Annotated in this window: 20 protein-coding genes and 1 tRNA gene; 13 read left to right on the top strand and 8 right to left on the bottom strand. The window is 70.1% G+C overall.

Annotated features, from left to right (window positions below):
• Positions 1–58 precede the first annotated feature (58 nt).
• Entirely contained in the window at positions 59–769 is a 711-nt protein-coding gene (locus tag AC6CH9_RS11740; protein ID WP_498155043.1) for a phosphatase PAP2 family protein, read from the top strand.
• Positions 769–1,461, top strand: coding sequence for a phosphatase PAP2 family protein (locus AC6CH9_RS11735; RefSeq protein WP_498155042.1), 693 nt, complete (start codon positions 769–771; stop codon positions 1,459–1,461). Before AC6CH9_RS11740 ends, AC6CH9_RS11735 begins: the two co-directional genes overlap by 1 nt.
• Before the next feature lie 199 nt (positions 1,462–1,660).
• On the opposite strand, the gene AC6CH9_RS11730 is transcribed toward AC6CH9_RS11735, so the two are convergent.
• A complete protein-coding gene (locus tag AC6CH9_RS11730) occupies positions 1,661–3,412 on the bottom strand; it encodes a glycosyl hydrolase family 18 protein (protein ID WP_498155041.1) in 1,752 nt (583 codons plus the stop codon).
• Positions 3,413–3,721: 309 nt separating this feature from the next.
• Between AC6CH9_RS11730 and AC6CH9_RS11725 the strand changes: the two genes are divergently transcribed.
• Positions 3,722–4,714: an L-lactate dehydrogenase gene (locus AC6CH9_RS11725; RefSeq protein WP_498155192.1), complete on the top strand. Its 993-nt coding sequence runs from the start codon at positions 3,722–3,724 to the stop codon at positions 4,712–4,714.
• A 12-nt stretch (positions 4,715–4,726) separates the two neighbouring features.
• Here the strand turns inward: AC6CH9_RS11725 and AC6CH9_RS11720 are convergent, their stop codons facing one another.
• Complete coding sequence (locus AC6CH9_RS11720; RefSeq protein WP_498155040.1) at positions 4,727–5,251, bottom strand: DnaJ family domain-containing protein; 525 nt, start codon at positions 5,249–5,251, stop codon at positions 4,727–4,729.
• Between the two features lie 71 nt (positions 5,252–5,322).
• On the opposite strand from AC6CH9_RS11720, the gene AC6CH9_RS11715 reads away from it, so the two are divergent.
• Positions 5,323–5,925: a TetR/AcrR family transcriptional regulator gene (locus AC6CH9_RS11715; protein ID WP_498155039.1), complete on the top strand. Its 603-nt coding sequence runs from the start codon at positions 5,323–5,325 to the stop codon at positions 5,923–5,925.
• A gap of 1,114 nt (positions 5,926–7,039) precedes the next feature.
• A complete protein-coding gene (locus AC6CH9_RS11710) occupies positions 7,040–8,968 on the top strand; it encodes a DUF7380 domain-containing protein (RefSeq protein WP_498155038.1) in 1,929 nt (642 codons plus the stop codon).
• A 5-nt stretch (positions 8,969–8,973) separates the two neighbouring features.
• Here the strand turns inward: AC6CH9_RS11710 and AC6CH9_RS11705 are convergent, their stop codons facing one another.
• The 3 genes from AC6CH9_RS11705 to AC6CH9_RS11695 all read right to left on the bottom strand — a co-directional run bounded on the left by AC6CH9_RS11705 (position 8,974) and on the right by AC6CH9_RS11695 (position 12,380).
• Positions 8,974–10,710 carry an ATP-dependent nuclease gene (locus AC6CH9_RS11705; RefSeq protein ID WP_498155037.1) on the bottom strand — a complete coding sequence of 579 codons (1,737 nt, stop codon included), beginning with the start codon at positions 10,708–10,710 and terminating at the stop codon, positions 8,974–8,976.
• A 9-nt stretch (positions 10,711–10,719) separates the two neighbouring features.
• Positions 10,720–11,478: a hypothetical protein gene (locus AC6CH9_RS11700; RefSeq protein WP_498155036.1), complete on the bottom strand. Its 759-nt coding sequence runs from the start codon at positions 11,476–11,478 to the stop codon at positions 10,720–10,722.
• Positions 11,479–11,549: 71 nt separating this feature from the next.
• Positions 11,550–12,380, bottom strand: coding sequence for a hypothetical protein (locus AC6CH9_RS11695; RefSeq protein WP_498155035.1), 831 nt, complete (start codon positions 12,378–12,380; stop codon positions 11,550–11,552).
• Between the two features lie 122 nt (positions 12,381–12,502).
• Between AC6CH9_RS11695 and AC6CH9_RS11690 the strand changes: the two genes are divergently transcribed.
• The 5 genes from AC6CH9_RS11690 (at position 12,503) to AC6CH9_RS11670 (ending at position 17,472) form a co-directional block, all read left to right on the top strand.
• Entirely contained in the window at positions 12,503–12,934 is a 432-nt protein-coding gene (locus AC6CH9_RS11690; protein ID WP_498155034.1) for a plasmid replication, integration and excision activator, read from the top strand.
• Positions 12,935–13,038: 104 nt separating this feature from the next.
• Positions 13,039–14,442: an FtsK/SpoIIIE domain-containing protein gene (locus AC6CH9_RS11685; protein WP_498155033.1), complete on the top strand. Its 1,404-nt coding sequence runs from the start codon at positions 13,039–13,041 to the stop codon at positions 14,440–14,442.
• Entirely contained in the window at positions 14,435–16,003 is a 1,569-nt protein-coding gene (locus tag AC6CH9_RS11680; RefSeq protein WP_498155032.1) for a replication initiator, read from the top strand. The genes AC6CH9_RS11685 and AC6CH9_RS11680 overlap by 8 nt, the downstream gene beginning before the upstream one ends.
• Positions 16,000–16,233: a helix-turn-helix transcriptional regulator gene (locus tag AC6CH9_RS11675; RefSeq protein ID WP_082379835.1), complete on the top strand. Its 234-nt coding sequence runs from the start codon at positions 16,000–16,002 to the stop codon at positions 16,231–16,233. The genes AC6CH9_RS11680 and AC6CH9_RS11675 overlap by 4 nt, the downstream gene beginning before the upstream one ends.
• Positions 16,234–16,236: 3 nt before the next feature.
• Positions 16,237–17,472 (top strand): tyrosine-type recombinase/integrase, encoded by a 1,236-nt coding sequence (locus tag AC6CH9_RS11670; protein ID WP_498155031.1) that lies wholly within the window; start codon positions 16,237–16,239, stop codon positions 17,470–17,472.
• Positions 17,473–17,518: 46 nt separating this feature from the next.
• Here the strand turns inward: AC6CH9_RS11670 and AC6CH9_RS11665 are convergent.
• The 3 genes from AC6CH9_RS11665 to AC6CH9_RS11655 all read right to left on the bottom strand — a co-directional run bounded on the left by AC6CH9_RS11665 (position 17,519) and on the right by AC6CH9_RS11655 (position 19,688).
• Positions 17,519–17,608, bottom strand: a tRNA-Ser gene (locus tag AC6CH9_RS11665).
• 200 nt (positions 17,609–17,808) lie between these two features.
• Complete coding sequence (locus AC6CH9_RS11660) at positions 17,809–18,840, bottom strand: iron-siderophore ABC transporter substrate-binding protein (RefSeq protein WP_498155030.1); 1,032 nt, start codon at positions 18,838–18,840, stop codon at positions 17,809–17,811.
• A gap of 8 nt (positions 18,841–18,848) precedes the next feature.
• Positions 18,849–19,688 carry a siderophore-interacting protein gene (locus AC6CH9_RS11655; RefSeq protein WP_498155029.1) on the bottom strand — a complete coding sequence of 280 codons (840 nt, stop codon included), beginning with the start codon at positions 19,686–19,688 and terminating at the stop codon, positions 18,849–18,851.
• 235 nt (positions 19,689–19,923) lie between these two features.
• On the opposite strand from AC6CH9_RS11655, the gene AC6CH9_RS11650 reads away from it, so the two are divergent.
• From AC6CH9_RS11650 to AC6CH9_RS11640, 3 genes are read left to right on the top strand one after another with little or no spacing between them, the layout of a single operon-like run.
• Positions 19,924–20,628, top strand: a complete 705-nt coding sequence (locus AC6CH9_RS11650) for a DUF4956 domain-containing protein (protein ID WP_498155028.1) — start codon at positions 19,924–19,926, stop codon at positions 20,626–20,628.
• Complete coding sequence (locus tag AC6CH9_RS11645; protein WP_498155027.1) at positions 20,625–21,509, top strand: polyphosphate polymerase domain-containing protein; 885 nt, start codon at positions 20,625–20,627, stop codon at positions 21,507–21,509. The genes AC6CH9_RS11650 and AC6CH9_RS11645 overlap by 4 nt, the downstream gene beginning before the upstream one ends.
• On the top strand, positions 21,509–23,563 hold the full coding sequence (locus AC6CH9_RS11640; RefSeq protein ID WP_498155026.1) for a carbohydrate-binding domain-containing protein: 2,055 nt from the start codon (positions 21,509–21,511) through the stop codon (positions 23,561–23,563). The genes AC6CH9_RS11645 and AC6CH9_RS11640 overlap by 1 nt, the downstream gene beginning before the upstream one ends.
• The last annotated feature ends 154 nt before the right edge of the window (positions 23,564–23,717 follow it).

Here is a 23,717-nt window from a genome sequence, read left to right as displayed (position 1 = left end):
CCCTCACCTGACCCCGTCTCCACGGGCGTGGTTCCGCGCCCCCCGCTACTGTCCGGGGGTGCCCGCCGAGCCTGCCCCACGCCGCTCGCTCGGGCGCGCCCTGGGTCGGGCCGCGGCGTACGGGGTCGCGGCGTCCGTCCCCGTCCTCGTGCTCGCGTGGCTCGTGCGCGCGGAGTCGGGGCTCGTCGTCGACGCCGACCGGGCTGCCGTCGCTGCGGCGACCCGGTTCACCGGCGAGCGGCCCGCGTTCGAACGCACGCTGCTCGTGGGCCAGGAGGTGCTCGCCGCTCGGTGGATGAACCTCGCAGCGATGGGCGTGTGCCTCTGGGCCTGGCGACGCCGCGGCCTCGGGTCGCGTGCGGCCTGGGCTGCGGGGACCATCTGGGGCGCGTGGGCGCTCAGCCTCGGCGCGAAGGAGCTCGTCGACCGCGCGCGGCCCGTCGTCGAGGACGCAGTGACCGTCGTGCCCGGGTCCAGCTTCCCGTCCGGGCACGCGATGAACGCCGCCGCCGTCGGGGTGAGCCTCACTGTCCTGGTGTGGCCCCTGCTCGGGCGGCGCGGCCGCGTCGCCGTGGTGAGCGGCGCGACCGTGCTCGCGCTCGTCACCGCGGCCGACCGTGTGCTGCTCGGCGCGCACTACCCGTCCGACGTCGTCGGCGGGATCCTCTTCGGCGGCGCCGTCGCGGGGGCGTCCGCCGTCGGCTACCACGGGTGGACGTCCGCCCGGACTGCCCGCTCTTCCGGCTCCGCTCCCAGGAACGAGGTCTGATGCATCCCTTCGTGCACCGCTACGAGCTCGACACGACCCGACCCACCGCGAAGGAGGTGCTGCGCGACGTCGGGCTCCGGGCGTTCCTCCCCGGCGCGGTCCTGTGGGTGCTCATCGTCGCGACCGGGTTCCTCGTGACGGGCCCGCTGGGCGACCTGCCCGGCGAGGTCGGGGTGAACCGCTGGCTGGAGGAGCGGCGCACGCCCTTCTGGGACACCGTGACCGACCTGTTCTCCCTCATCGGGACCACCGAGTTCATCATCGGCGGGACGGTGCTCACGATCCTGCTCGTCTGGTGGCGCACCCGGCAGTGGTGGTTCGCCGTCGTGCCCGCGCTCGCCGTCGCGCTCCAGGCCCTGATCTTCCTCACGTCGTCGATCGTCGTGGGGCGCGAGCGCCCGGACGTCTCGCGGCTCGACGAGGCGCCGCCCACGTCGAGCTTCCCGAGCGGCCACACTGGTGCTTCCGCGGCGTTCTACCTGACCCTCGCCCTGCTCGCGCAGCGCATCACCCACCCCGTCCTGCGCGTCGTCGTCACGGTCCTGTGCTGCCTCGTGCCGCTCGCGGTGGGCCTGTCCCGCCTCTACCGCGGCGCCCACGGCCCGGCCGACGTCGTGGTGGGCCTGATCAACGGCATCGTCTGCTGCGTGCTCGCCTGGAACTACCTGCGCCGCGACGTCCGCGCGAAGTAAACCGGACGCGCGAGATAGAGGCCTGGTCGGACGAGGTAGAGCCCTGGTCGGACGAAGTAGAGGCCTGGTCTGACGAGGTAGAGACCTGGTCTGTGCGCCCTGTCCCCGTACGACGACGGCGGGCCCGGTCTCAGGACCGGGCCCGCCGTCGTCGTGCGGTGGCCGTCCGGGCGATGCGCGCGCCCGGCGACCCGTCAGGTCACTCGCAGAGACCCACCGGGTCCCACGAGCCCCACGTCACGGACCCGGGCAGCTCGCCCTTGGTCCACCACTGGGCCGTGTAGTTCACACCCGCGCGGGACACGGTCTGGCCGCCGGTGTAGACGGCCTCGCGCGACCAGGCGGGAGCACAGTCCGCGACCGCGACCTCGGGCGCCGTGCCGCACGGGCCGATCTTCTTCCAGGCGCTGCTCGCGCCGGGCTCCTGGTTGCGGGTCCACCACTGGGCCTTGTACTCCGACCCCTCGTGCGAGACGACCTCGCCACCGGTGTAGACGCCGGTGCCGTACCAGGGCACGGCGCACTCGTCGGCCACGCCCGGGCCGGGTGTCGCTGCGCGGAGCGTCGAGCCCAGCGCGTCACCCAGCTCGTTGCGGTAGTCGCCCGAGAGGTCCCACCACATCGCGCCGCCGTAGCCCTGCGTCGCGACGAACTCGGCCTTGGCCGTGACCGACGCCGGGTCGTCGTAGCTCCACCACTGGTCGCCGTCGTAAAGCCAGCTCGCGCCGATCTCCGAGTCGAAGAACTTCTTCCCGCCGAACGAGCGCAGCTCGGCGTACGTCTTGGTGCCGACGTACCCGGCGGCGGGCTGCCAGCCCTGCGTGCCGTCCTCGACGCCGTACCAGCCGTGCCCGTAGGCGGCGAGGCCGGCGTTGACCTGCGACGGGTCCGCCCCCGCGTTGACGTACATGCCGAGCGCGCCGTCGAGCCCGAGTCCCCAGTTCTGCGTGCCGTCCGGGTGCAGGTTGCCCTGGTGGCCCGTCTGGTTCGGCACCCAGCCGCCGTGGAAGTCGTAGCCCTGCACGTTGAGGAAGTCCACGACCGCGAACAGGCGCGGGTCGAGCCAGCCGCCCTGCCCGGCGTTCCAGCCACCCGCCGGCGCGAACGCCGTCAGGAGATAGTCCTCGTCGTTCGCCGCGCCGCGCGCGTCGAGCTCGGTGCGGAACTCCTCCATGAGGAGCAGGAAGTTCTCCTTGTCCTCGGGGCGGGCGTTCGCCGTCTCGCCGCCGGTGACCGGCCACTCCCAGTCGATGTCGATGCCGTCGAAGATGCCGGCCGCGGCACCCGGGCCACCCTTGCCGTCGACGACCGGCAGGTCGCCGTCGATGTACAGGTCGAGGCACGAGTCGACGAGCGCCGTACGGCCCTCGGCCGTGGACGCCGCCTCGGAGAAGTTGTCGGACCAGGTCCAGCCGCCGAGCGAGATGAGGATCTTGGTGTCGGGGCTGACGGCCTTGAGCTTCTTGAGCTGGTTGAAGTTGCCCGCGAGCTTCTGGCCGGGCTTGTCGGCCTTGCCGTCGACGGAGTCCTTGGCCGCGACCTGCGCGACGAAGTCGTTGAGGGGGTCGCCCTCGCCGGGGACGTCGGCGATGTCGCACACCAGGTCGGTGGTGACGTTCCCGAACGCGTAGTTGATGTGCGTGAGGTCCTCGATCGCGCCGGTGCGGAGGAGGTCGACCACGTGGAAGTCGCGGGTCACGCGCGAGTCGGCCATGACGTAGCCGACGCTGCGGAACCCGTTGATGTCCGACGGTCCGGCGACGGACGCCGCCGGCTTGGCCGTGGGCTGCGGCGCCGCGACGGCTGGCGACGCGAAGGTGGCCGCGGTCAGGGCGAGCGCCCCGGCGACGGCGGTGGCGGCGACCACGCGCGAGCGGGCGGTCGGTGCGGGCGAGGTCTTGGCGAGCGAGCGGCCCGAGGAGGCCGCGCTGGGTGTCGATCGATCGTTCATGAAGGCCTCGTTGCTCTTCGGCCCGGGCTGGGGATCCCGGGATTTGTTCGGTCTCCTGCAACGTACCTGGACAGAGGTGTTTACGCCAGAGTCCGAACGAAATTCGCGTCGCGGAGATTGCTGCGTTGGACCGCCGACTCGGGGCCGGTGGACACCCGTCCAGGAGTCGACGGGCGCCTGCACGGCCGACGGCCGATCACACGCTCCCCGTGCCCGTCCGCCGAGACGACCTAGCCTGGAAGCGGCCCGTACTTCTCATGCGACGCACGCGACGAGGGAGTGACTGCGGTGAGGCAGGAGCGGAGCGACATCCAGACCGGCGAGACGAGGACCGGGACAGGCGGGATCCAGACAGGCACGACGGCGAAGGTCGCCGTCGTCGGGGCTGGCTCGGTCGGGGCAACCCTGGCCTACGCCGTCCTGATCCGCGGGGCGGCGCGCGAGGTCGCGCTGTACGACGTCGACACGGCCAAGGTCCGCGCACAGGCCCTCGACCTCGCGCACGGCATCCAGTTCATGCCCATGGCGCGCGTGGAGGGCTCCGACGACGTCGCGGTGTGCGCGGGTGCGGACGTCGTCGTCGTCACGGCGGGCGCCAAGCAGCAGCCCGGCCAGACGCGCATGGACCTCGCGGCCCGGACCGTCGGCCTGGCGCGCACGCTCATGCCCCAGCTCGTCGAGGTCGCACCCCAGGCCGTGTACCTCATGGTCACCAACCCGGTGGACGTCGTCACCTACGCCGCCCTGCGGTTCTCCGGGCTGCCGCGCGCGCAGGTGCTCGGCTCCGGCGCAGTGCTGGACTCCTCGCGGTTCCGCTACCTCATCGCCGACCACGTCGGCGTGGCCGTGCAGAACGTTCACGCCTACGTCGCGGGCGAGCACGGCGACACCGCCGTGCCGCTGTGGTCGTCCGCGACGATCGGCGGCGTGCCGCTCCTGGAGCTCGACCCGTTCGACGGTCGGGGACCCCTGACCCAGGAGGTCCGCGACGCCATCGCGCACGACGTCGTCCACTCCGCCTACGACATCATCGCGGGCAAGGGCGCGACCGCCTACGCGATCGGCCTCGCGGCCTCCCGCATCGTCGAGGCGATCACCAACGACGAGCACCGCATCATGCCGGTCTCCTCGCTCGTGAGCGGGTACCGAGGCATCGACGACGTGTGCCTCTCCGTCCCGACCATGGTCAGCCACGACGGCGCCGGAACCTTGCTACCGACGCCCATGTCCGACGCCGAGCTCACCGCGCTACACCGGTCCGCCGACGCACTGCGCGCCGCGGCGGCTGAGGTCGGTCTCTGAGGCGAACGTGCCCTAACGGGGCCGTGCCAGTAAGCGCCGACGACGACGTCGACCCTTGGCAGGCGCGTTCGCGCGCGCCCTCGCCTCCGCCTCAGCGGCACGTGCCGCCCGGCGGCGTGCCCATGCGGCGACCGTCTCGTCGACGTCCCGGGGCATGGTGACCAGGGGTGGGCCGGCGGGCGGCTGATAGCGGCCGCGCAGCACGCGCCGGTTGAACTCCTCGACCTCGTGCCGCACGTCTTCCTCGACCCAGATCTCGTCGAGGCGTTCGTCGAGCGCGGCGTCTTCTCTGCGCAGCTCGATGGACGGTGGCAGGACCACGAGCCGCTCGCGCTTGACGAGGTTCTTCAGCCACCAGTCGGGGTCGTAGCGGTCGGGCATGGGGAGCGGCTTGCCGCTGCCTGGGAGGTCGTCGAACTCGCCGCGTTCGATCGCTCTGCGGACGTGCATGTCGGCCAGCAGGGCGATCGCCACCTCGTCGTCGATGGCGACCGCGTAGGGGTTGAAGAACGCCGGGGGTGGGTGCGGGTCGGTCATCGCTCCTCCGTTCCGTCATTGACCATACGGCTGTATTGTGTCACGGGTATCGTCAACGAGGGAGGGTCTGAGTGCCGAAACTGGTGGACCACCAGGAGCGTCGCGCGGCGATCGCGCGTGCGCTGTGGCGCGTCGTCGACCAGCAGGGCTGGATCAAGGCCACGATGCGCGAGGTCGCGAGCGAAGCCGGAGTCTCGCTGGGGCACGTGCAGCACTACTTCGCATCACGCACCGAGCTGTTGACCTTCGCGATGGAGTTCGCCGCCGAGCAGACCGCCGACCGGGTCGCACGCGGGCTGGCCGCGCTCGACCAGCCCCCGCACCCGCGGGACGTGCTCCGGCTGGTCCTCGTCGAGATGCTTCCGTTGGGTCCCGACGCGCGGGCGTCGAGTCGCATGAGCGCCGCGTACGTCCTGGAGGCGCTGCACGACCCCGCACTGCGCGAGCAGGCGAGCCTCGGGCTCCGCGACGGCCGCGCCCTGGTCACACAGCTCGTCCGGGACGCGATCACCCAGGGCCAGATCGCACCGGACCGCGACCCGGACATCGAGACGGATCTTCTCCTCGCGCTGACCGGGTTCACTCCGCTGCTCGAGCTCGAGGTGATCAAGCCCCAAGCCGCAATGGCAGCCATCGACCAGCACCTCCACCACCTCTTCGCCGGAAGAGCCTGAGCGCGGCCCCGCGGGAGTTCCAGGAGGTCACACGGCTCAGTTGTCGATCCAGCCCGACGCCGACGAAAGCTCGTCGAGTTCGGCTCGGGTACGACGAAAGGCCCCACAGCCGCAGGATTCTGCGGGTGGGACCCTTCGGGTGGCGGTAGCGGTGGGCTTGGATGGTCGCCTTCGACGTCGTAGGTCGAACCCGGAAGGAAACGCAGCTGACCTGCGGCGATACTCAGGAGCAGTCTGGACTGGTCTGCGTCTTGGGGCACGGGATCTGTCGCCAAAACGGAGGGAAAGAGGTGAGGCATCCGGCTACAGCCGGAGGGAAGCAGAGCCGGTCGCCCCTGCGGAGCGGCGCCCCGGCTTCGGGGCGAAGCCCGGGGGCGCCACCAAATACCCATGGCCCGACCTGCGCATATACCGGAGATCGGGCCACGTCGCCCTCGCGATGCGCCACCAGATGTACATGGGGGCGAGCGTGATCCAGAAGGGTCGCGCAAGAGACATGGCGGTGCGCGTCGCCCACGGTCCGGTGGCCCCGATCTTCCGGCATCCGGCTCCGGAGCAAGGTGGGGCGCCACCAAATGAACATGGCTTGACCTGCGGAGACGCATCGCGGAACCCCTCAGGCACACGGGGCGCCACCAAATACCCATGGCTTCCGGAGCTCGAAGGCTCCGACGCGCGGGCGGTTGGTAGGCGGCAGCGGCACGCACGGGGCTACGGGTGCCGCCCGCCGTGACCGTCCGCAGGTTACGGAGCGCAACCCCGGTACCGCTCCCCAGCGACGACGACGCGGCGGTCGGGCAGCGCGGTCGAGCGGTGGGGTGCGCGTAGCGAGCGCAGCGAGCGGAGCGCGGGGCCCCACCGGGAGGCCGCGCAACTGGCCGTCGCGACGTCGTCGCCTTCGGCACGATGGCGGGGGCGCCACCAAATACCCATGGACGACGCGCGGCAAGCCGCCGCGCGTCGTCTCGCTGTCCGTGGACGACGCCGAGCGGGCGCCGAGCTCGGGGCGCGCGCTCCTTGAGACAGTATGGAAAGTTGTCACGGACGGATCACCCCGCGCGCCCGACGTGGGCCCGCCTACACGCACGTGGGATGCGCATGGGACCCTCCACACGTGACCGCGCACGAGACCTCATCCCCTGACGACGCCAGCGAGGAAACGCCAAACCCCCGCTCCTACATCTTTGACCCGGAGCACGCGCGCATCGCCGCACCTGCCGTCGAGGCTGGCTTCCAAACGGCTGAACGCTGGCACGTCGCACGGGAGATCCAGAGTCAGTTCACGAGCCTCGGGATTCCTGATGGCGAGCCGCTGGCAGTCGAGACTGTCAGGATTGGGTACCACCAGATAAGACTAGTGGGGGAACCAACCACGGCCACCGAGCTGGTTCCGCTCGCGCGACTCGTGGACGCGATCACGCCCGAGGTCCTCCAATTCTGGGCGCACCTGACGCCCCTTCTCTCTGGGCCAGCAGCCAGGGCCCGCGTCCACGACCTGCTTTGGACACATGCGGAAGGCACTCGACACATTTATGGCAAGAGTGCCGTGGACGCATATCTTGAAGACGCCGAGGATCGCGAACCGGGCCTGCACCAGACTGAGACCATCCTGCGCGCATGGGACATCGCCCGAAAGCTCCGCGATCGGCCGCGGGTGGCCGCCGCCGAGAAGATGGCAATCTCCGCTGCAGAAACTGGGATCGAAAGTGGTGAGTACATTCCGGGAGTAACGCTGCCGCTACTCGAGATTCTTACAAGCCAGCCTATGAAAGGGATGGTGCACCCGGAGGGCCAAACAGCCAAAACTCGGGAACTCCTCGAAAAGGCTCTGCATGCCTACATGATGCACGACTCCAGCCGCGTTAGCCGCCTCTTGGAACGGACTGCGTCGGACGAAGCAGATCTCGATCGAATCCGGCGCCACCATTCGGAAATGCTCGTCCAGCTCGCGGAGACGACACCTGACGGAATTTTGAAACAAATTCGACTGCAGGACGCGATCGCTGTGGCCAGCAGGTACGGGTATACCGATCTTGCGACCAGGGCGACAGTCGCGCTACAGAATATCGACGCGGAAGACCTAGGACTCGAGCGGATCGAGACCATTCAAGAAGTTCCGATTCACGAGCGCGAGTCATTGCTCGACAGATACACACGCGGGCGTTCGTGGCGCGACGGGCTCGATCGGTTTCTTTTCTCACCATCGCCGACCGGCTCAAAGGCAGACCTCGAGAAGAGAACGCGGGAGTACCTTGCAGAGGGACACCTGCACACCCTCTTCCAAAGCGTCAGCCTGACGAACGAGGGACTTCCCTACTATTCTAGCCCCGGGAATGACTACGGTCGCGCACTCGGATGGCACACCAGTTTCGCCGTGGCAGTTTTCGGTGAACTTCTAGCTTCTGGTCTCTCTCGAGTCGCTGAGACCTACGGGGTCCCAGAAACTGCTGACGTCCGACGGCATTTAGTGGAACGCGGTGCCGAGAACATCGAATTGGCCGATGCCCTCGCGCGGGCAATCTGTCATTATTGGAATCGCGATTTCGATAGCGCGCTTTATGTAGCAGTGCCTCGAATCGAGACGGCCGCGAGATCGCTCTTGCGCGAGTATGATATCGCCATATACCGAACGCAACAAGGAAAGAGTAAAGGGGCATACATAGGACTTTATGGGCTACTCGAAGGGTTGGAGCAAGCAGCCCTCGATCCGGATTGGGCCCACTTCCTGCGGTACGCGTTGCTAGGCCCACATGGCATGAACCTCCGCGACGACGCGGCTCACGGTCTTCTCGGTCACGCGTCAGCCTTTCAAGCGGCCTTGACGCTCCGCGCTGCAGCGCTGCTCGTGCTCGTCACCGGGCCCAACATAGACACGTGTGGCGACGACAACGAGGCAGGAAGGAGCCACTCGCCGCGTTGGCCAGAATCCGTTGGCGGCGCCACGTCCTCGGTCGCGAAAATACTACATCGCGGTGCCGTCCGACTGGATCGCGCCGCATTCCGGATCGCAAGTCGAGCCGCACGGCGTCGCAGAATAGCCTAGCTGAGTTAGGCCGATGCACGCATCGAATCGCCACGCTTACCAATGATTTCGCCAAGCTCAACGAGCGCGGAAAGATCGAGCTCGCTTGTCAACTGCGAGATTCGCTGTATCGCCAGTTCCTTCCACTCCTCACTGCACCTGTAATGCCATTCGTCGCCGCATTTAACTTTTCCGTCGAGCGCTCGATCCTCGCCAATAGCATCGATCACTCCACTGACAAACGCAGCTGGCAGCAGATCCTCAATTTCGATATCGTGCTTCGAGCACCATGCCGAAGACTTTTTGAGCGACAGCACGCCCTTTTTATCGCTCCAGTTGAAGCTCTTGAGCTTAGATTCGGCTGCGCGTCCGTTTTCGTCGAAGTCAAGCAGTGCGACGACGGGGAGGGATGTTGCCGCGTCAGTCAGCACGGCCATTGGCACCAGCTTCGAGGCTCCGTTAGCCGGGACAATGTGAAGATTCTCGACTAGATCGGCCCTACCTGCCGCCCTACAGGCATGTTCTAGGAATAGCCCATCGGTGTATCCCTCGGTGACAAGCACGGCACTAGCCTCTTGAGGGACGCTGAGACTCCTTTCGACAACTTGCGACAATCCCGAGTCTCGGTAGAGCGAGGAAAGCACCTGCCAACGGTCTTCGCGTCCCTTAGACACGGCTTTCCCATATGTCTCGCCAGCACCCGACTTCGTCAGCTCAGTTACGAGCGCGCCGTCGCTTCGCGAGATGACGTAGGGCGAGTGACTCGTTACGAGCAGCGAAACCTCCCGCCTGCCAGCGAGTTCATCGAGAAGATCACGGATCGACTCCTGAGCGCCCGGGTGGAGAAATGCCTCTGGTTCCTCGATCGCGAGCACAAGCGACCGCCTGCTCTGTTCAGCCAAGTACTGGAGCATGGCCAAGAGGACCGTGCCCCGCACGCCGGTTCCCTTACCTTGCAACTGCGTTGTAGCGATGTCGCTAAGCTGGACGTCGACGGCCGATAGCGTCTCCGCCAGCGTTGGGACGTCGGGGACTAGTGTCGCGATGCCAATTTCGGAGAAGAGACTTGAGACACGTGACTCGATTTGCCCTCGAAGCGGCTCGAGCAGTTGCAGTTTGAGTTCGTCAAGGTATTTTTGGCGCGCCGCTTCCGCCGCGGCCATTTCGGCCCCGAGATGATCTTGGATGACCAGATGAAGGATTTCGCGGAATTTGCCGCGCAGGAGACTCTGGAGATCCTCACCGCTGTGAACAACAGCAAATCGCACCGTATCCCTGAATTGGCTTTCGAGTTTGAGGTGCTTCTCGTCCGAGGTGGCGAGGGATGCGGCGCCCGCGCCTGCTACGCCGAAGCTCGTGATACGCGCCCCGAGTTTATCGAACGTCGTGACAAGTCGGACCTCTGAATCGTCAGAAAAGGTCTTGGCCGTAGTCTCCTTGCCTGGCGCGCGCTGGGCGATCACCGCCAGTTCATACCTTCTCGCCCGGTCGATCAGGGTCTTTTCTGGTTGCGTCTTTCCGACCTTGAAGGTTAGCGTAATGCGGGTTTTGCGCGGCGCTCCCATCGAACTTGCCATTGCCGGCCTGTCTCGCTGCGCAACGTACTGCACTCCGGTGTCGAGACACATCTCGATAGCAGCGATGAGATTCGACTTCCCGCAGTTGTTTGGGCCGACGAAGAAGTTAGCGTTTTCGCCTATTTCAAAGATGTGCTCTCCGGCGAAACTCCGGAAGTCCTTAATGCGAACCTGCGTTAGTTTCATGCGGGTTGTTCACTCCTGTTCTTCCGGCCGGTGCAATTTGGGCCCTCTCAGTATGAGTCCTGCGCTTGCGATGGCCATGTCGTCGTGGAGCTTGGCCCGTGGCAGGAGTATGCCGCCTGGGTCCTGATGCGCTTCCCATTGGTGCAGTGTGCACAGCAAACGATTCAGCTCGCTTTGGTTCTTTCCGGCGATAACGTGCCAGTCGTCTAGCATGAGGTGTTGCATAGGTCGATAGGCGCCGTCGGTAGAAAGGACGAGCCAGGGTATTGCGTTGCAGCTTTCGCGCAACGTAATCGCGTGGCGGGCCGCTTCTGGAACAGCCTCTGCGATCCAGTATCCACCGTCGACGTTTCGGTGTTTAGCCTGCTCGACCTGCAGTGCCCTGAGAATTTCGCGATGGGTTCCGTCGTACCCATGCCCCGCCGCGAGGCGTGAACGGTACGCGCTCCGTAGGTCGGACCCAATACTTGCAATTCTATCGTCAGAGTAGACTCCGCGGGGCGTTGCGATCTGGCTATCCCCCAGGAGGAGGAGGTCGAGGGCGTCGTAGTCCTGCCGTGCGATGGCGACGGTGCTCGACGGTGCGGATCCTGGGCGGAGATCGAGTAGAAGGGCTGACTCCTCGATCGCCTGTGCCAGCACGTCGGTGAGGGAGATTCGCGGCTCGCTCATGAGCCCCTCGACGAGGAAACGCCCGAGCGTGTCGACATACGCGGACGGCGACACGTCTACCGGGACGAAGGCCGAGGCCCCATCAAGAATGATCACAGCGTTTGGGGTCGTGAAGATGCGGTCTTGTGACGAACTGGCGTCAGGGAGCATTGCTGTTTCGGTCCGCATCAGCGATCCCACCACAGCGGTTCACTGGTCGCCGCACTCCCGATGATGGCGAGCCCGTCGAAGTTGCTCACGACCAGGAGCGAGAAGTCGTCGCCTGCGGAAGCGGCGTAGAGGTTCGCGGCGTTGGCGGTCAGGTACTCGACCGCTCCGAGAGAGCCGATCGCATGAAGCCCCGCCACATGAGTGATCGTCCGTCCCCCCTCGGTACGCCGGGAGACGTAGGCCACGTCGGCGTTTTCGCGTCCTGTGTCGCTCGGCGAGTGGTGGCGTACCTGTGCCTGGCGGTCCTTGATGTACCAACCGTCTTCATCCTGGGCGATGGTGAGGCGAGGATCGGTGTTGAGCAGCTGCCTGACAGCAGGCGACGACTTCGGTCCACAGATGACGAAGAGGTCACCGCTCGGAAGCTCGGTGTCGTCCGGGCCCACCTGTGCCGAGCGCGTGACGAAGTCGAACGACTCTAGGAGTTGTTTCGCTGCCTCGCCTGCGGCCACGTCCTCCGCGGCAAGGAGCGGACGCTCACGGTCGGTCACCTGGTAGCGGTAAGGAGTCACGATCGTGACCGGCCCGACGCCGAACAGGGCGCGTGCCGCAGCGGGCGCGGTCGATCGGATCTGCGTGACGCGCCCCTTCGTGATCCCGAGCGAGGTCGCGATCTGGCTATACGGCAATCCGAGATCCCGGTGCGCCTCCTCTAGGGCTTCGCGGCGCAGGCGAGCGAGTTCCGTCGAGCGCTGCTGGTACAGAGCGAGCAGTTCGGTCGCGCGACGGCCCCGGCGGATCGGGTCAGGATCCCGCCGCACGTCGGCAAACTCGTCCGTGGATGACACGCCCCGAGTTTAGACCCCTTGACGCGGGCGCCGCAGAGCCCTAGCCTCTCGTTTAGACCCCTATACCTCACCTCGTAGGCACTCGACCTCAGGGTTTAGGGGCATAAACGGAGGTGGCCAGCATGGCGATGAAGCAGCGGTTCGACATCGAGCACTCGGTGGCGTTCCCGAAGGGTGCGTTCCTGCGCGGGGAGGTCGAGCCCGTGGCGGACTTTAACGCGGCGCAGCGACCGGACGGCACGCGCCCGCAGCAGCACGACAAGGAGACGGGCCTGCCGCTGTGGCAGTGCGTCGTCATCGACGGCGACGAGGACGCCGGCCGCAAGGAGATCGGCGTGACGGTGAAGTTCGCGGCGAAGTACCAGCCGGTTCCGCCGGAGAACAAGTCCGGGTTCCCGTGGACGCCCGTCGAGTTCGTGGGCCTCACGGCCCTCCCCTACGTCGACGACAACGGGATGCGGCCCCGCATCGCCTGGTCGTTCCGCGCGTCCGACCTCGTCGCGCCCGGCCAGGCCCGCGACGCCTCGAAGACGACCCCGAAGGCCGCGGCGTGATCACCGCGCGGCTCTGGCAGGGGGTTCGCCGAGTCCTCGCAGCGCTATGGCTCGCGCTGCGGTGGACCGTGCGGGCGTGGCGGTGGATCGCGGCGACGCTATTCATGGGCGGCGTGGTCGGCCTACTTGGCTACGACGGGCTGTCGGTGGCGCTCTACTGGTCTGTCCCGGTGTGGAACCTGGCCCGCGCGTTCTGGGCGGTGTTCAGCCCGATGACGTACGAACCGCTGCTCGGCGGCCCGCTGCGTCGTCATCGGTGGCGCCGGTACGTGCGTCGGCAGTGGCCGTCGATGGCGGAGTCCTGCGGGCTCGCCGATCGCGTCGTCCGAGAGAACCGAACCGTCCCGCGGCTGCTTCGTGTCCGAGCACGCGACAACACGCTGACCATCCGAGTTCGCGCTCGCTCCGGTCAGACGCTCGACGACCTGCGCGGTGCCGTCGAGGCGGTCGGCACGATCATGGGAGCGGAGGCCTCGACAAGCCGTCGCGTGCGGCCCGGGGTGCTCGACATCGTGCTGACGATGGCCGACCTGCTCGACCAGCCGCTCTACGCGACGGTCCCGAACGACGTCGACCCGACCGGGGTGCAGCTCGGCCGTATCCAGGACGGCAACCGGTGGCGGCTCACGCTGCGCGGCCTGCAAACGCTCGTCGTCGGCTGCTCCGGCTCCGGCAAGGGGTCCATCTTCTGGGGCATCGCCGGGAACCTCGCCCCGGCCGTTCAGGCAAGCCTCGTGCGGCTGTGGGGCATCGACCTCAAGGGCGGCATCGAGATCGGCATGGGTGACCGCCTGTTCTACCGGGTCAGCACGGACGAACACCAGGCCGTGGACGCGCTGCGCGACCTGCTCGCCGTCGTCGACCAGCGGCAGCGGGCCATGTACGGGCGGACGCGGGACTTCGTGCCGACACCCGGGGACCCGGTGCACGTACTCCTCATCGACGAGCTCGCCGTCCTCACCGCGTACGCGTCCAAGCAGGTGCAGAGCGAGGCGTCGGACCTGCTGCGGCGCGTCCTCACGCAAGGCCGGGCGCTCGGCGTGCTCGTCGTCGCGTTCGTGCAGGACCCGCGCAAGGAGACTGTGGCGATGCGTGGCCTGTTCACGCAGACCGTCGCGCTGCGGCTGCGGTCGGCGTCCGAGACGGCGATGGTGCTCGGCGAGGGCATGGCCGATGTCGCGCCCGCACACCAGATCAGCCCGGCCCACCCCGGCACGGGCTACGTGGTCGCGGACGACGGGAATGTGGAGCGGGTGCGGGCGGACTTCTGGGAGGACACGTTCATCCGGATGGTCGCCGAGACCTACCCGGCGCCCGACCGGTACGTGCCGCCGCCGATCTTCGTCGGACCGCCGACTCCCGACGCCGACGACAAGGCGACCACGCCCACGCGGGTTCCGGCCGAGGAGCAGCGGGCCCCGCGGGCGCCGCGCAAGCCGCGGTCTCCCCGCAAGCCGCGCGAGACGGCGACCCGCACCACGTCCGCCGCTGAGGCGTCGGATGACTGACGTCGCTCCCGCGCAGGGTGGGTTCCCGGGGTTCGGGCTGGACGCCCCGCTCGACCTCGGGAACCTCACCCCGGCGGCGGTCGCCGGAATCGCTGCACGGCTGCGCGACCGCACCGCTGCCGCGTTCTCCGACGCCGCCGCCCGCACGGGCTTCTGCTCTCACCCGATCCGGCTGCGCGGCTCCTCGACCACCGTCGACGCGGCCACGGGCGAGGTGCTGTCGCAGTTCAGCTCCGACGACGCGCCGCTCGGCGTCCTGTACCGCGCGTGCGGCAACCGGCGCGAGTCCGTCTGCCCGGCCTGCTCCCGCGTCTACGCGCGTGACACCTTCGAGATGATCCGGGCAGGCCTCCTGGGCGGCAAGACCGTCCCGACGACCGTCGCAGACAACCCGCTCGTCTTCGCGACGCTCACCGCGCCGTCCTTCGGTCACGTGCACGGCACCCGCGCCAAGCACGGCAGGTCCGCGCGCTGCCGTCCGCACGGCACCGAGACGTGCGCGCACGGTCGCCCGCGCGCATGCACCGCTCACCACGCGGACAGCGACCCTGTCGTCGGGTCGCCGCTGTGCGAGGCCTGCTACGACTGGCACTCGGCCGTCGTGTGGCAGTGGCACGCCCCGGAGCTGTGGCGGCGCTTCACGATCGCGCTGCGGCGTCAGGTCGCCGAGGCCCTGGGTGTGCGCGAGTCGACGCTCGGCACCGTCGCCTCGGTGCAGTTCGCGAAGGTCGCCGAGTACCAGGTGCGCGGCCTCGTGCACTTCCACGCCCTCATCCGCCTCGACGGTCGCGACGGCCCGGGCAGCCCCGCTCCCCTCGACGGATCGACCCTCGCGCACGCGACGCGGGCTGCCGCTCGGGCGGTGGCCGTCACGGCTCCTCCGGTGGACGGTGCGGACGTCCCGCGCGTGCTGCGCTTCGGTACGCAGCTCGACGTGCGGTGCGTGCGCACTGGCGTACCGGTGAACGACGACGGCTCCGACGACCTTCGACCCGAGCAGGTGGCCGGCTACCTCGCGAAGTACTCGACCAAGGGCACAGGCACGGATCTCGCGGCACCGCGCCCGCACCACCAGCGCATGGTCCGCACGTGCCGGTGGCTCGCCGAGCGCGCCCGCACCGCCTGCCGTGGTCTCGCTGGGCCGGACCCGGAGGACGACGACGGCTGCGTCTGCGGGCAGTGCGCGGACAGCCCGTACCGGCTGCTCGCGAAGTGGGCGCACATGCTGGGCTTCCGCGGCCACTTCTCGAGCAAGTCGCGGCGCTACTCGATCCCGCTCGGGCGGCTGCGCCGCGCTCGCATGAGGTTCCAGCGGCTCAAGGCCGACGCCGAGCGCGACGGCACGCCGATGGACGTCGCCGACCTTGAAGCGCGCCTGCTAGCCGAGGACGACGAGACGACCCTCGTCGTCGGCTCCTGGATCTACGAAGGCTCCGGGTGGACCAACCCGGGCGACAAGGCGCTGGCCGACGCGGCCGCAGCACGCGCCCGCGAGTACGCGCAGTGGAAGGCGCACACGACGGCATCGGTTCGGAACGGAAGCAGGGAGGCAGCACGATGACGAGCACCACCACCAACACCCCGACGATGGACAGGCCGAGCGGCAGGCCACGGCTCATGACGCCCGAGGAGCTGGCCGAGTACCTCGGCGTGAGCCTGCACTGCGTGTACGCGTGGTCCAGCCGCGGCGGCGGTCCCAAGGTCGTGCGGGTCGGCGCACGACTCCGGTACCGGCCTGCCGACGTCGAGCAGTGGCTCGACCGCGTGACGGACTCCGGCACGGCGGGCTGAGGCATGGCACGCAAGCCCATCGAGCCCGGTCGGTGGGGCCGGATCAGCCGCAAGGAGATCTCGCCCGGCGTGTGGCGGGCACAGGCGCAGTACCGGGACTTCGCTGGCGTGCTGCACAAGTACGAGTCGCGTGGACCCTCGGGAGCGGCAGCGCAGCGGGCTCTGGAGGACAAGCTGCACCAAGCGAGCAGCGAGGCCACTGTCCCCGGGACGGCGACCATCACCCCGGCGACCCGCATGGGCGTCGTGTTCGACCACTGGATCGCCGAGAAGCGCGTCGAGGGCCAAATCACCATGCAGTCGCTGGAGACGTACCGCGGCGTCCTCGAACGCGACCTACGGCCTGCGTTCGGCCTGCTGCGGGTCCGAGAGGTCACGCCCGTGGCGGTGAACCGGGTGCTCATGGCGCTGAGCACGGCGCAGAAGTTCGACACCGCTCGGCAGGCGCGCAACGTCATGTCCCAGGTCATGATGCTGTGCGTCCGCTACGGGGCCGCGCCGTTCAACCCCGTCCGCGACGCGGTCACCGTCCGCAAGCCGCGCCGGGCCGAGGTGCGCACGCTCGGGCTCGAGGACATCGCGCTGCTGCGCAAGGCCGTGCGCGAGTGGGAAGACCGCCCCGCCCTCGCGCGCGGTCGACGCAACGTCACGCTCCTGCCGCAGATCGTCGACACGATGCTCGGCACCGGGCTGCGGATCGGGGAGTGCCTGGCGCTGCGGGAGGCGGACGTCGACCTCGACGCCGAGGTCCCGACGCTCACCGTGACCGGGACCGTCGTCCGGGCCGAGGGTCGGCTCGTGCGGCAGCCCAAGCCGAAGTCCGACTCGTCGCGGCGCACGATCACGCTCCCCGCGTTCGTCGTCACCGCGATCCGCGAGGCGCTGGACCTCGGGCTGGACGGCGGCCCGGACGCCCTGATGTTCCCGTCCACGCGGGCCACTCCGCGCTCCCCCAGCCGAGTGCGCGACCAGCTCCGCGAGGCGCAGGCGTCCATCGGCACCACGGTCACCCCGCACGACTTCCGCCGGACCGTGGCGACGCAGGTCGCGAACTCGACGACAATCGGCAACGCGACGGCGCTGCTCGGCCACGCCGACGAGGGCACGACCGTCCGGCACTACGTGAAGCGCACCCACGTGGCGCCGGACCCGCGGGTCGTCATCGACCAGCTGATCTCGGCGATGGGGGCGACGACCACCGAGCGCCAAACAGGTGAGTTTCCGGTGACCTCCACATGACGAAGGGCCCCACAGCCGCAGAATTCTGCGGGTGGGGCCCTTCGGGTGGCGGTAGCGGTGGGATTTGAACCCACGGTGGACTTTCACCCACACACGCTTTCGAGGCGTGCTCCTTAGGCCGCTCGGACACGCTACCTCGCCGGGATACCCGGCCCAGGAAGGATACCTGGTCACACCCCCGGACACCGAATCGGCCGGTCAGCCGGTCCTGCGCCGGGTCACTCACGCCCCGCTCGACGCCCGCGCGGAGCCGGACCACCCGGCCCGCCCCGCGCCGTCGAGCAACACCCGCCGCCGGACCGCGCGGGCGTCACGCACCCGCCGGAGGCACGGGCGTCACTTCCCGCCGAGCGCCTCGGCGAACAGCGGGGTGACGTTGTCGATCGCGTAGATCACGGCCGTGGGCGTGCCGAGCGAGAAGGCGTTGGAGAGATCCTTGTCGTCGAACACGACGTAGCGGCCGTCGGCGACGGACGGCACCGTCTGGAAGATCGGGAGCGCCTCGACGTCGGCGGCGGTGAAGCCGATGGGCTGGATCACCGTGAGGTCGGCGTCGAGCAGGTCGACGTTCTCGGTGCCGAGGTTCGCGGAGAACTCCTCGCCGGCGGCCTCGTCGATCTCGGGCTTGGTCTCGAACCCGAGGCCCTGCATGAACTCGCCGCGGCTGGACGTCGAGACGTACGCACCGAAGCCCTCGGCCCAGTACGACCCGATGACGGCGGTCTTGCCCGCGAACTCGGGGTGCTCGTCGCGCGCGGCGGCGAACGCGTCGTCGACCTCGGCGAGCAGCTCGTCGCCGGCCTCGCTGCGTCCGAGGGCGGCGGCGATCATGCCGACCTGGTCCTCCATGGGCGTGAGGTAGGCCTCGCCGCCCTCGGGGATGGCGACGGTCGGGGCGATCTCGGAGAGCCGCTGGTACCGCTCGGGGTCGCCGGACGACTTCACGTCGAGGATGACGTCGGGGTCGAGCACGGCGATCTGCTCGTACGACGGCTCGAGCGTGCCGATGATCTCGGGCGACTCGTCGTACGCGCCGTCGAGCCAGGGGCCGACGCCGTCGCCGCCGAACGCGAGCCAGTCGCTCGCCCCGACGGGCTGGACGCCGAGCGCGAGCGCCGTCTCGGCGTCGCCCCAGCCGAGGGCGACGACGCGCTCCGGCTCCTCGGGGATCTCGACGTCGCCGAACGCGGTGGGGATGGTGACGGGGAACGCCTCGGCGCTCTCGGCGTCCGACGGCGACGGGTCGCCCTGGTCGGCGTCGCCGCCCGAGTCGGTGCCCGAGCAGGCGGCGGTGAGGGCGAGCGTCGCGACGGCGACCGCACCCACGAGGGTGCGGCGGGTGCGGACGGTGCGTGCGGTGCGGTGCATGGAACTCCTCAGTCCTCGAAGATCTGGCCGACGGGCTCGCGCTTCTCCGCCTGGAAGCGGTCCTCCGCGCGGCCGTAGGCCCAGTAGCCGGAGAGCGACAGGTCAGCGCGCGGGACGCCGCGCTCCGCGAACACGCGGCGCAGGGCCTTCATGGCCTCGCGCTCGCCGTGCGCGAAGACGTGCACGCGGCCCGCGCGCCACGCGAGGTCGGCGACGGCGTCGGGCAGGAGCGTCGTCGTCCCGGCGGGCGCGTCGCCGCGCGGCACCCAGGTGACCTCGACGCCGGCGGGCGCCTCGAGCGGGAGGCGGTCCGCCTCGGAGCCGACCTCCAGGATCGCGTGCCCGACGGCGTCCCGCGGCATGGCCTCGAGCGCGGCGGCGACCGCCGGGAGCGCGGAGTCGTCGCCCGCGAGCAGGTGCCAGTCGGCGGCCGGGTCGGGCGCGTACCCGCCGCCGGGGCCGGAGAGGACGATGCGCTCGCCCGGCTTGGCGCGTGCGGCCCACGGCCCGGCGAGGCCCTCGTCGCCGTGCACGACGAAGTCGATCGCGAGCCGCTGCGCCGCCTCGTCGACCCACCGCACCGTGTACGTGCGGGTGACGGGCACGTCCTCGGGCGCGAGCGTCTCGCGCAGCGCCGCGAGGTCGTAGGGCGGCTCGAGCCCGAGCTCAGGCTTGGCGAAGTAGATCTTGACGTACTTGTCGGTGTGCTCGTTCGTCGTGAACGCGGCGAACCCGTCGCCCCCGGCGACGACGCGCACGAGGTGCGGGGAGAGCCACGCGGTCTCGAGGACCTCGAGGACCGTCTGGGGGCGGGCGCGCCGCGGTGCGGGCGCGGTGGTGGTCGACATGACAACCTCTCGTCGGTGACTTAGGTGAGGCTAACATCGCCCCCTGTGCGCGCGGCCGTGACCCCGGTCACGCGGCCGCGAGCGCCGCTGCGGCCCGCGTGAGCTCCGGCCGACGCCCGGCCGAACGGGACTCATACACGCACCCCGTGCCCTCCACAGCGACCGCACAGACTCCCCCGGCGGAATGGGAACGTCCTCGACCACGGCGCCCAGCGCCCCGGCACCCGGAGGCCTCGTGTCCCAGCCCGTCCTGTACCTCGTCGACCTCGTCGCGGTCACCGTCCTCGCGTTCGGCCTCTACTTCCCCCGGCACCGCCGGCGCGACCTCGTGGTCGCGTACCTCGGCGTGAACGTGGGGGTGCTCGCGGTCGCGGCGACGCTCGCGACGAGCAGCGTCGGCGCCGGGCTGGGGCTCGGGCTCTTCGGCGTCCTGTCGATCATCCGGCTCCGCTCGACCGAGCTGTCGCAGACGGAGGTCGCCTACTACTTCGCCGCCCTCGCGCTCGGCCTCCTCGGCGGCCTCGGCGCGACGACCGGCTGGCTGTCCCTCGCGGGCATGGCGCTCGTCGTCGGCGTGATGGCCGTCGTCGACCACCCGCGGGTCCTGCGCCGTGCGCAGAGCCAGACCGTCGTCGTCGACCGCGCCCTCACCGACCGCGCCGAGCTCACCCGCTACCTCGAGGAGCTCCTCGGCGCCGAGGTCCGCGGCGTGAGCGTCCAGCGCCTCGACCTCGTCAACGACACCACCTGGGTGGACGTCCGCTACACCGAGCCGCGTGCCCGCCGTCGGGCGACGGCGGTGCCCACCCCGGCGGCTGCCGCACCCCTCCCCGTGCCCGACGCCGCGCTCCCGGCCTCGCGCGAGGCCGCACCCTCCGCGCCCCTCACCCGGGCGACCGCACAGGCTGCACTTCCCGAGCGGACCGGGGTGCGCGCGTGAGCCCCCGGACCGTGACGGCCGACGACCGCGTCCGCGCCGTCCTCTACCCGCTCGACGGCATCGGCCTGGACGAGCTCGTAGACGCTGCCGCGCTCCTCACCCGGGTCGACCGCAAGTATGTCCTCCCGGTCGACGACGCCGTGGAGGTCCTCGACGCGCTCGCCCGCGCGACCGCCGCCCGCGTCCTCGAGATCGACGGCGCGCGCAGCTCGGCGTACGAGTCGGTGTACTTCGACACCCCCGACCTCGCGTCGTTCCGCCTCACGGCGACGCGACGCCGTCGGCGGTTCAAGGTCCGCACGCGCACCTACCTGGACTCGGGCACGAGCTTCCTCGAGGTCAAGACCCGCGCCGCGCGCGGCACGACGCTCAAGCAGCGCGTCGCGCACGACGAGTGCCCGACGGCGCTCGGCGCGGGCCGCACGTTCGTCGGCCGGACTCTCGCGGCCGAGGGCATCGACGGCGTCCCGGAGCACGCGCTCGCCCCCGGCCTCGTGTCGCGGTACCGCCGCACGACGCTCCTGCTCCCCCGGGCCGACGGCGCGGCGCGCGCCACCGTCGACACCGGCCTCGCGTGGCAGCTCGAGCAGCCGGGCGCGCACGCGCCGCTCTCCTGGTCCGTCCCGCACCTGGTGGTGGTCGAGACGAAGGGCGGCTCGACGCCGTCGGACCTCGACCGCCTGCTGTGGCGGCACGGCCACCGGCCCGAGCGGCTCTCCAAGTACGGCACCGGCCTGGCGCTCCTGCGCCCCGACCTGCCCGACGGACCGTGGCGGCGCGTGATCCGCCGCCACCTCTCCCCCTCCCCCGGCGCGACAGCGCCCGCGGGGACCACGACCCCTCCCGCCTGCACCCCCGGGCACGACGACAGGAGCCTCTGATGCGCATCCGCCGACCCCTGACCACTCTCACCGCCGCCGCGGCGGCCGCCGTCCTCGCCAGCTGCTCCGTGCTGGGCAGCAGCGCGACCACCGACACCGCCTCGACCGACACGAACGCGACGACCACCGCGAGCGTCGTCTCCGACGCCGTCGCCGGGCTGACCCCCGACGAGGCCCGCGCGGACAACGCCGAGGTGACGGTGGACGACGGCGACCTCGCGTACGACGAGTCCTCCGCGGAGACCGTCGCGCTCGACGGCGACACCGCGACGTCGGACGGCGACGGCGTGACCGTCGACGGCTCGACCGTCACGATCACCGCCCCCGGCACGTACGTGCTGAGCGGCACGCTGGAGGGGCAGGTCGTCGTGGACACCGCGGAGGACGGGCTGGTCCAGCTCGTGCTCGACGGCGCGGACATCACCTCGACGACCAACGCCGCCGTGAACGTGCAGGACGCGGAGAAGGTCGCCGTGGTCCTCGCGGACGGGTCGAGCAACAGCCTCACCGACGCCGAGACGTACTCCGCCCAGGACGCCGACGGCGAGCCCGACGGCGCGCTCTTCTCGACGGCCGACCTCCTGATCGGCGGCGACGGGGCGCTCACCGTGACGTCGCACGCGAACGACGGCATCGTCTCCAAGGACGGCCTCGTCGTCGCGGGCGGCGAGCTGACGGTCGACGCGGGCGACGACGGGATCCGCGGCAAGGACTACCTCGTCGTCACGGGCGGGACCCTCGACGTCACCGCCGCGAAGGACGGGCTGAAGTCGACCGAGGACGGCGACGAGACCCTCGGGTTCGTCGACGTGCGCGGCGGGACGATCACCGTCGCGTCGGGCGACGACGGTGTGCAGGCCGTCACCGACGTGATCGTCTCCGGCGGGGCGCTGTCCGTGACCGCCGCGGGCGGTGCCGGCGCGACCGTCGCCGAGGACGCCTCCGCGAAGGGCCTCCAGGGCGACGTCGGCGTCGTGGTCGGCGACGACGCGGCGGTCACGGTCGACGCCGCCGACGACGCGCTGCACTCGAACGGCGCCGTCTCCGTCTCGGGCGGGACCGTCGAGCTGTCGTCCGGCGACGACGGCGTCCACGCCGACGGGGACGTCACCGTCTCGGGCGGCGACCTCACCGTCACGACGTCCGTCGAGGGCATCGAGGGCGCAGCCATCACGATCTCCGGCGGCGACGCCGACGTGACGGCGAGCGACGACGGCCTCAACGCGACCGTGGGGTCGACGACCGACGAGACGGCGACCGCGGCCGATGGCGCGACGAGCGCCGACGGCTCGACGGCTGGTGACGGCTCCACGAACGGTGACGGCTCGACCGACGGTGACGCCGCGGCCGGGTCGGCGCCCGACGGGACCGCGTCCGCGGACGGCACGACGCCCGAGCCCCGGGACGGCGCCGCGGCCGGCGGCACCCCGCCGGAGATGCCGTCCGACGGCCAGATGCCGGAGCCTCCGCAGGGCGGCGAGCTCCCCGACGGCACGGAGATGCCCCAGGGCGGCCCCGGCGGCGGCATGGGTGGCGGCATGGACACCGACGACGGTTCGACGCTGACGATCTCCGGCGGCACCCTCACCGTCGACGCCGGCGGCGACGGCATCGACTCGAACGGCTCGCTCACCGTCACGGGCGGCGAGATCGTCGTCCAGGGTCCGACGAACGACGGCAACGGCGCGCTGGACGTCAACGGCACGTTCACGATCAGCGGCGGGTCTCTCCTCGCGGCGGGCAGCGCGGGCATGGTCGTCGTGCCGTCGACCGACTCGGAGCAGGGCTGGCTCGCGGCGGACGTGTCCGCGAGCGCGGGCGACACCGTCACGGTCGCGACCGCCGACGGCACCGTCCTCACGGAGTACGCGGTCACCAAGGACACCGCGAACGTCGTCGTCTCCACGCCCGACGTGACAGCCGGCGAGACCTACACGGTGACCACCCCCGCGGGCGCGGTGACCGCCGTCGCGGGCGAGTGGACCGGCGGCGGCATGGGCGGCCGGACCGGCGGGGGCCGCCCGGGCACCCAGGACGGCACCACCGAGTCCTGACCCGACGCCGGACGGACCCGACCACCCTGCCCGGTGGCCACCACGGCCACCGGGCAGAGCACCGCCCGCCGAGGTAGAACCCTGGTCCCGCGAGGTAGAGCCCCGGTTGCGCCAGGTAGACCCCCCGTTGCGCCAGGGAGAACCGTGGTCGCGC

This window comes from Cellulosimicrobium sp. GQ32 (genome assembly GCF_059758455.1).
Note: the sequence above shows the minus strand (reverse complement) of the source record. Positions and strands in the feature narration are given on the sequence as shown.

Excerpts from the sequence above, each read along its gene's own strand:
- AC6CH9_RS11680 (WP_498155032.1), top strand. The coding sequence starts at position 14,435 with ATGACTGACGTCGCTCCCGCGCAGGGTGGGTTCCCGGGGTTCGGGCTG.
- AC6CH9_RS11735 (WP_498155042.1), top strand. The coding sequence starts at position 769 with ATGCATCCCTTCGTGCACCGCTACGAGCTCGACACGACCCGACCCACC.
- AC6CH9_RS11660 (WP_498155030.1), bottom strand. The coding sequence starts at position 18,840 with ATGCACCGCACCGCACGCACCGTCCGCACCCGCCGCACCCTCGTGGGT.
- AC6CH9_RS11670 (WP_498155031.1), top strand. The coding sequence starts at position 16,237 with ATGGCACGCAAGCCCATCGAGCCCGGTCGGTGGGGCCGGATCAGCCGC.
- AC6CH9_RS11640 (WP_498155026.1), top strand. The coding sequence starts at position 21,509 with ATGCGCATCCGCCGACCCCTGACCACTCTCACCGCCGCCGCGGCGGCC.
- AC6CH9_RS11720 (WP_498155040.1), bottom strand. The coding sequence starts at position 5,251 with ATGACCGACCCGCACCCACCCCCGGCGTTCTTCAACCCCTACGCGGTC.
- AC6CH9_RS11685 (WP_498155033.1), top strand. The coding sequence starts at position 13,039 with ATGGGCGGCGTGGTCGGCCTACTTGGCTACGACGGGCTGTCGGTGGCG.
- AC6CH9_RS11675 (WP_082379835.1), top strand. The coding sequence starts at position 16,000 with ATGACGAGCACCACCACCAACACCCCGACGATGGACAGGCCGAGCGGC.
- AC6CH9_RS11655 (WP_498155029.1), bottom strand. The coding sequence starts at position 19,688 with ATGTCGACCACCACCGCGCCCGCACCGCGGCGCGCCCGCCCCCAGACG.
- AC6CH9_RS11705 (WP_498155037.1), bottom strand. The coding sequence starts at position 10,710 with ATGAAACTAACGCAGGTTCGCATTAAGGACTTCCGGAGTTTCGCCGGA.
- AC6CH9_RS11690 (WP_498155034.1), top strand. The coding sequence starts at position 12,503 with ATGGCGATGAAGCAGCGGTTCGACATCGAGCACTCGGTGGCGTTCCCG.
- AC6CH9_RS11730 (WP_498155041.1), bottom strand. The coding sequence starts at position 3,412 with ATGAACGATCGATCGACACCCAGCGCGGCCTCCTCGGGCCGCTCGCTC.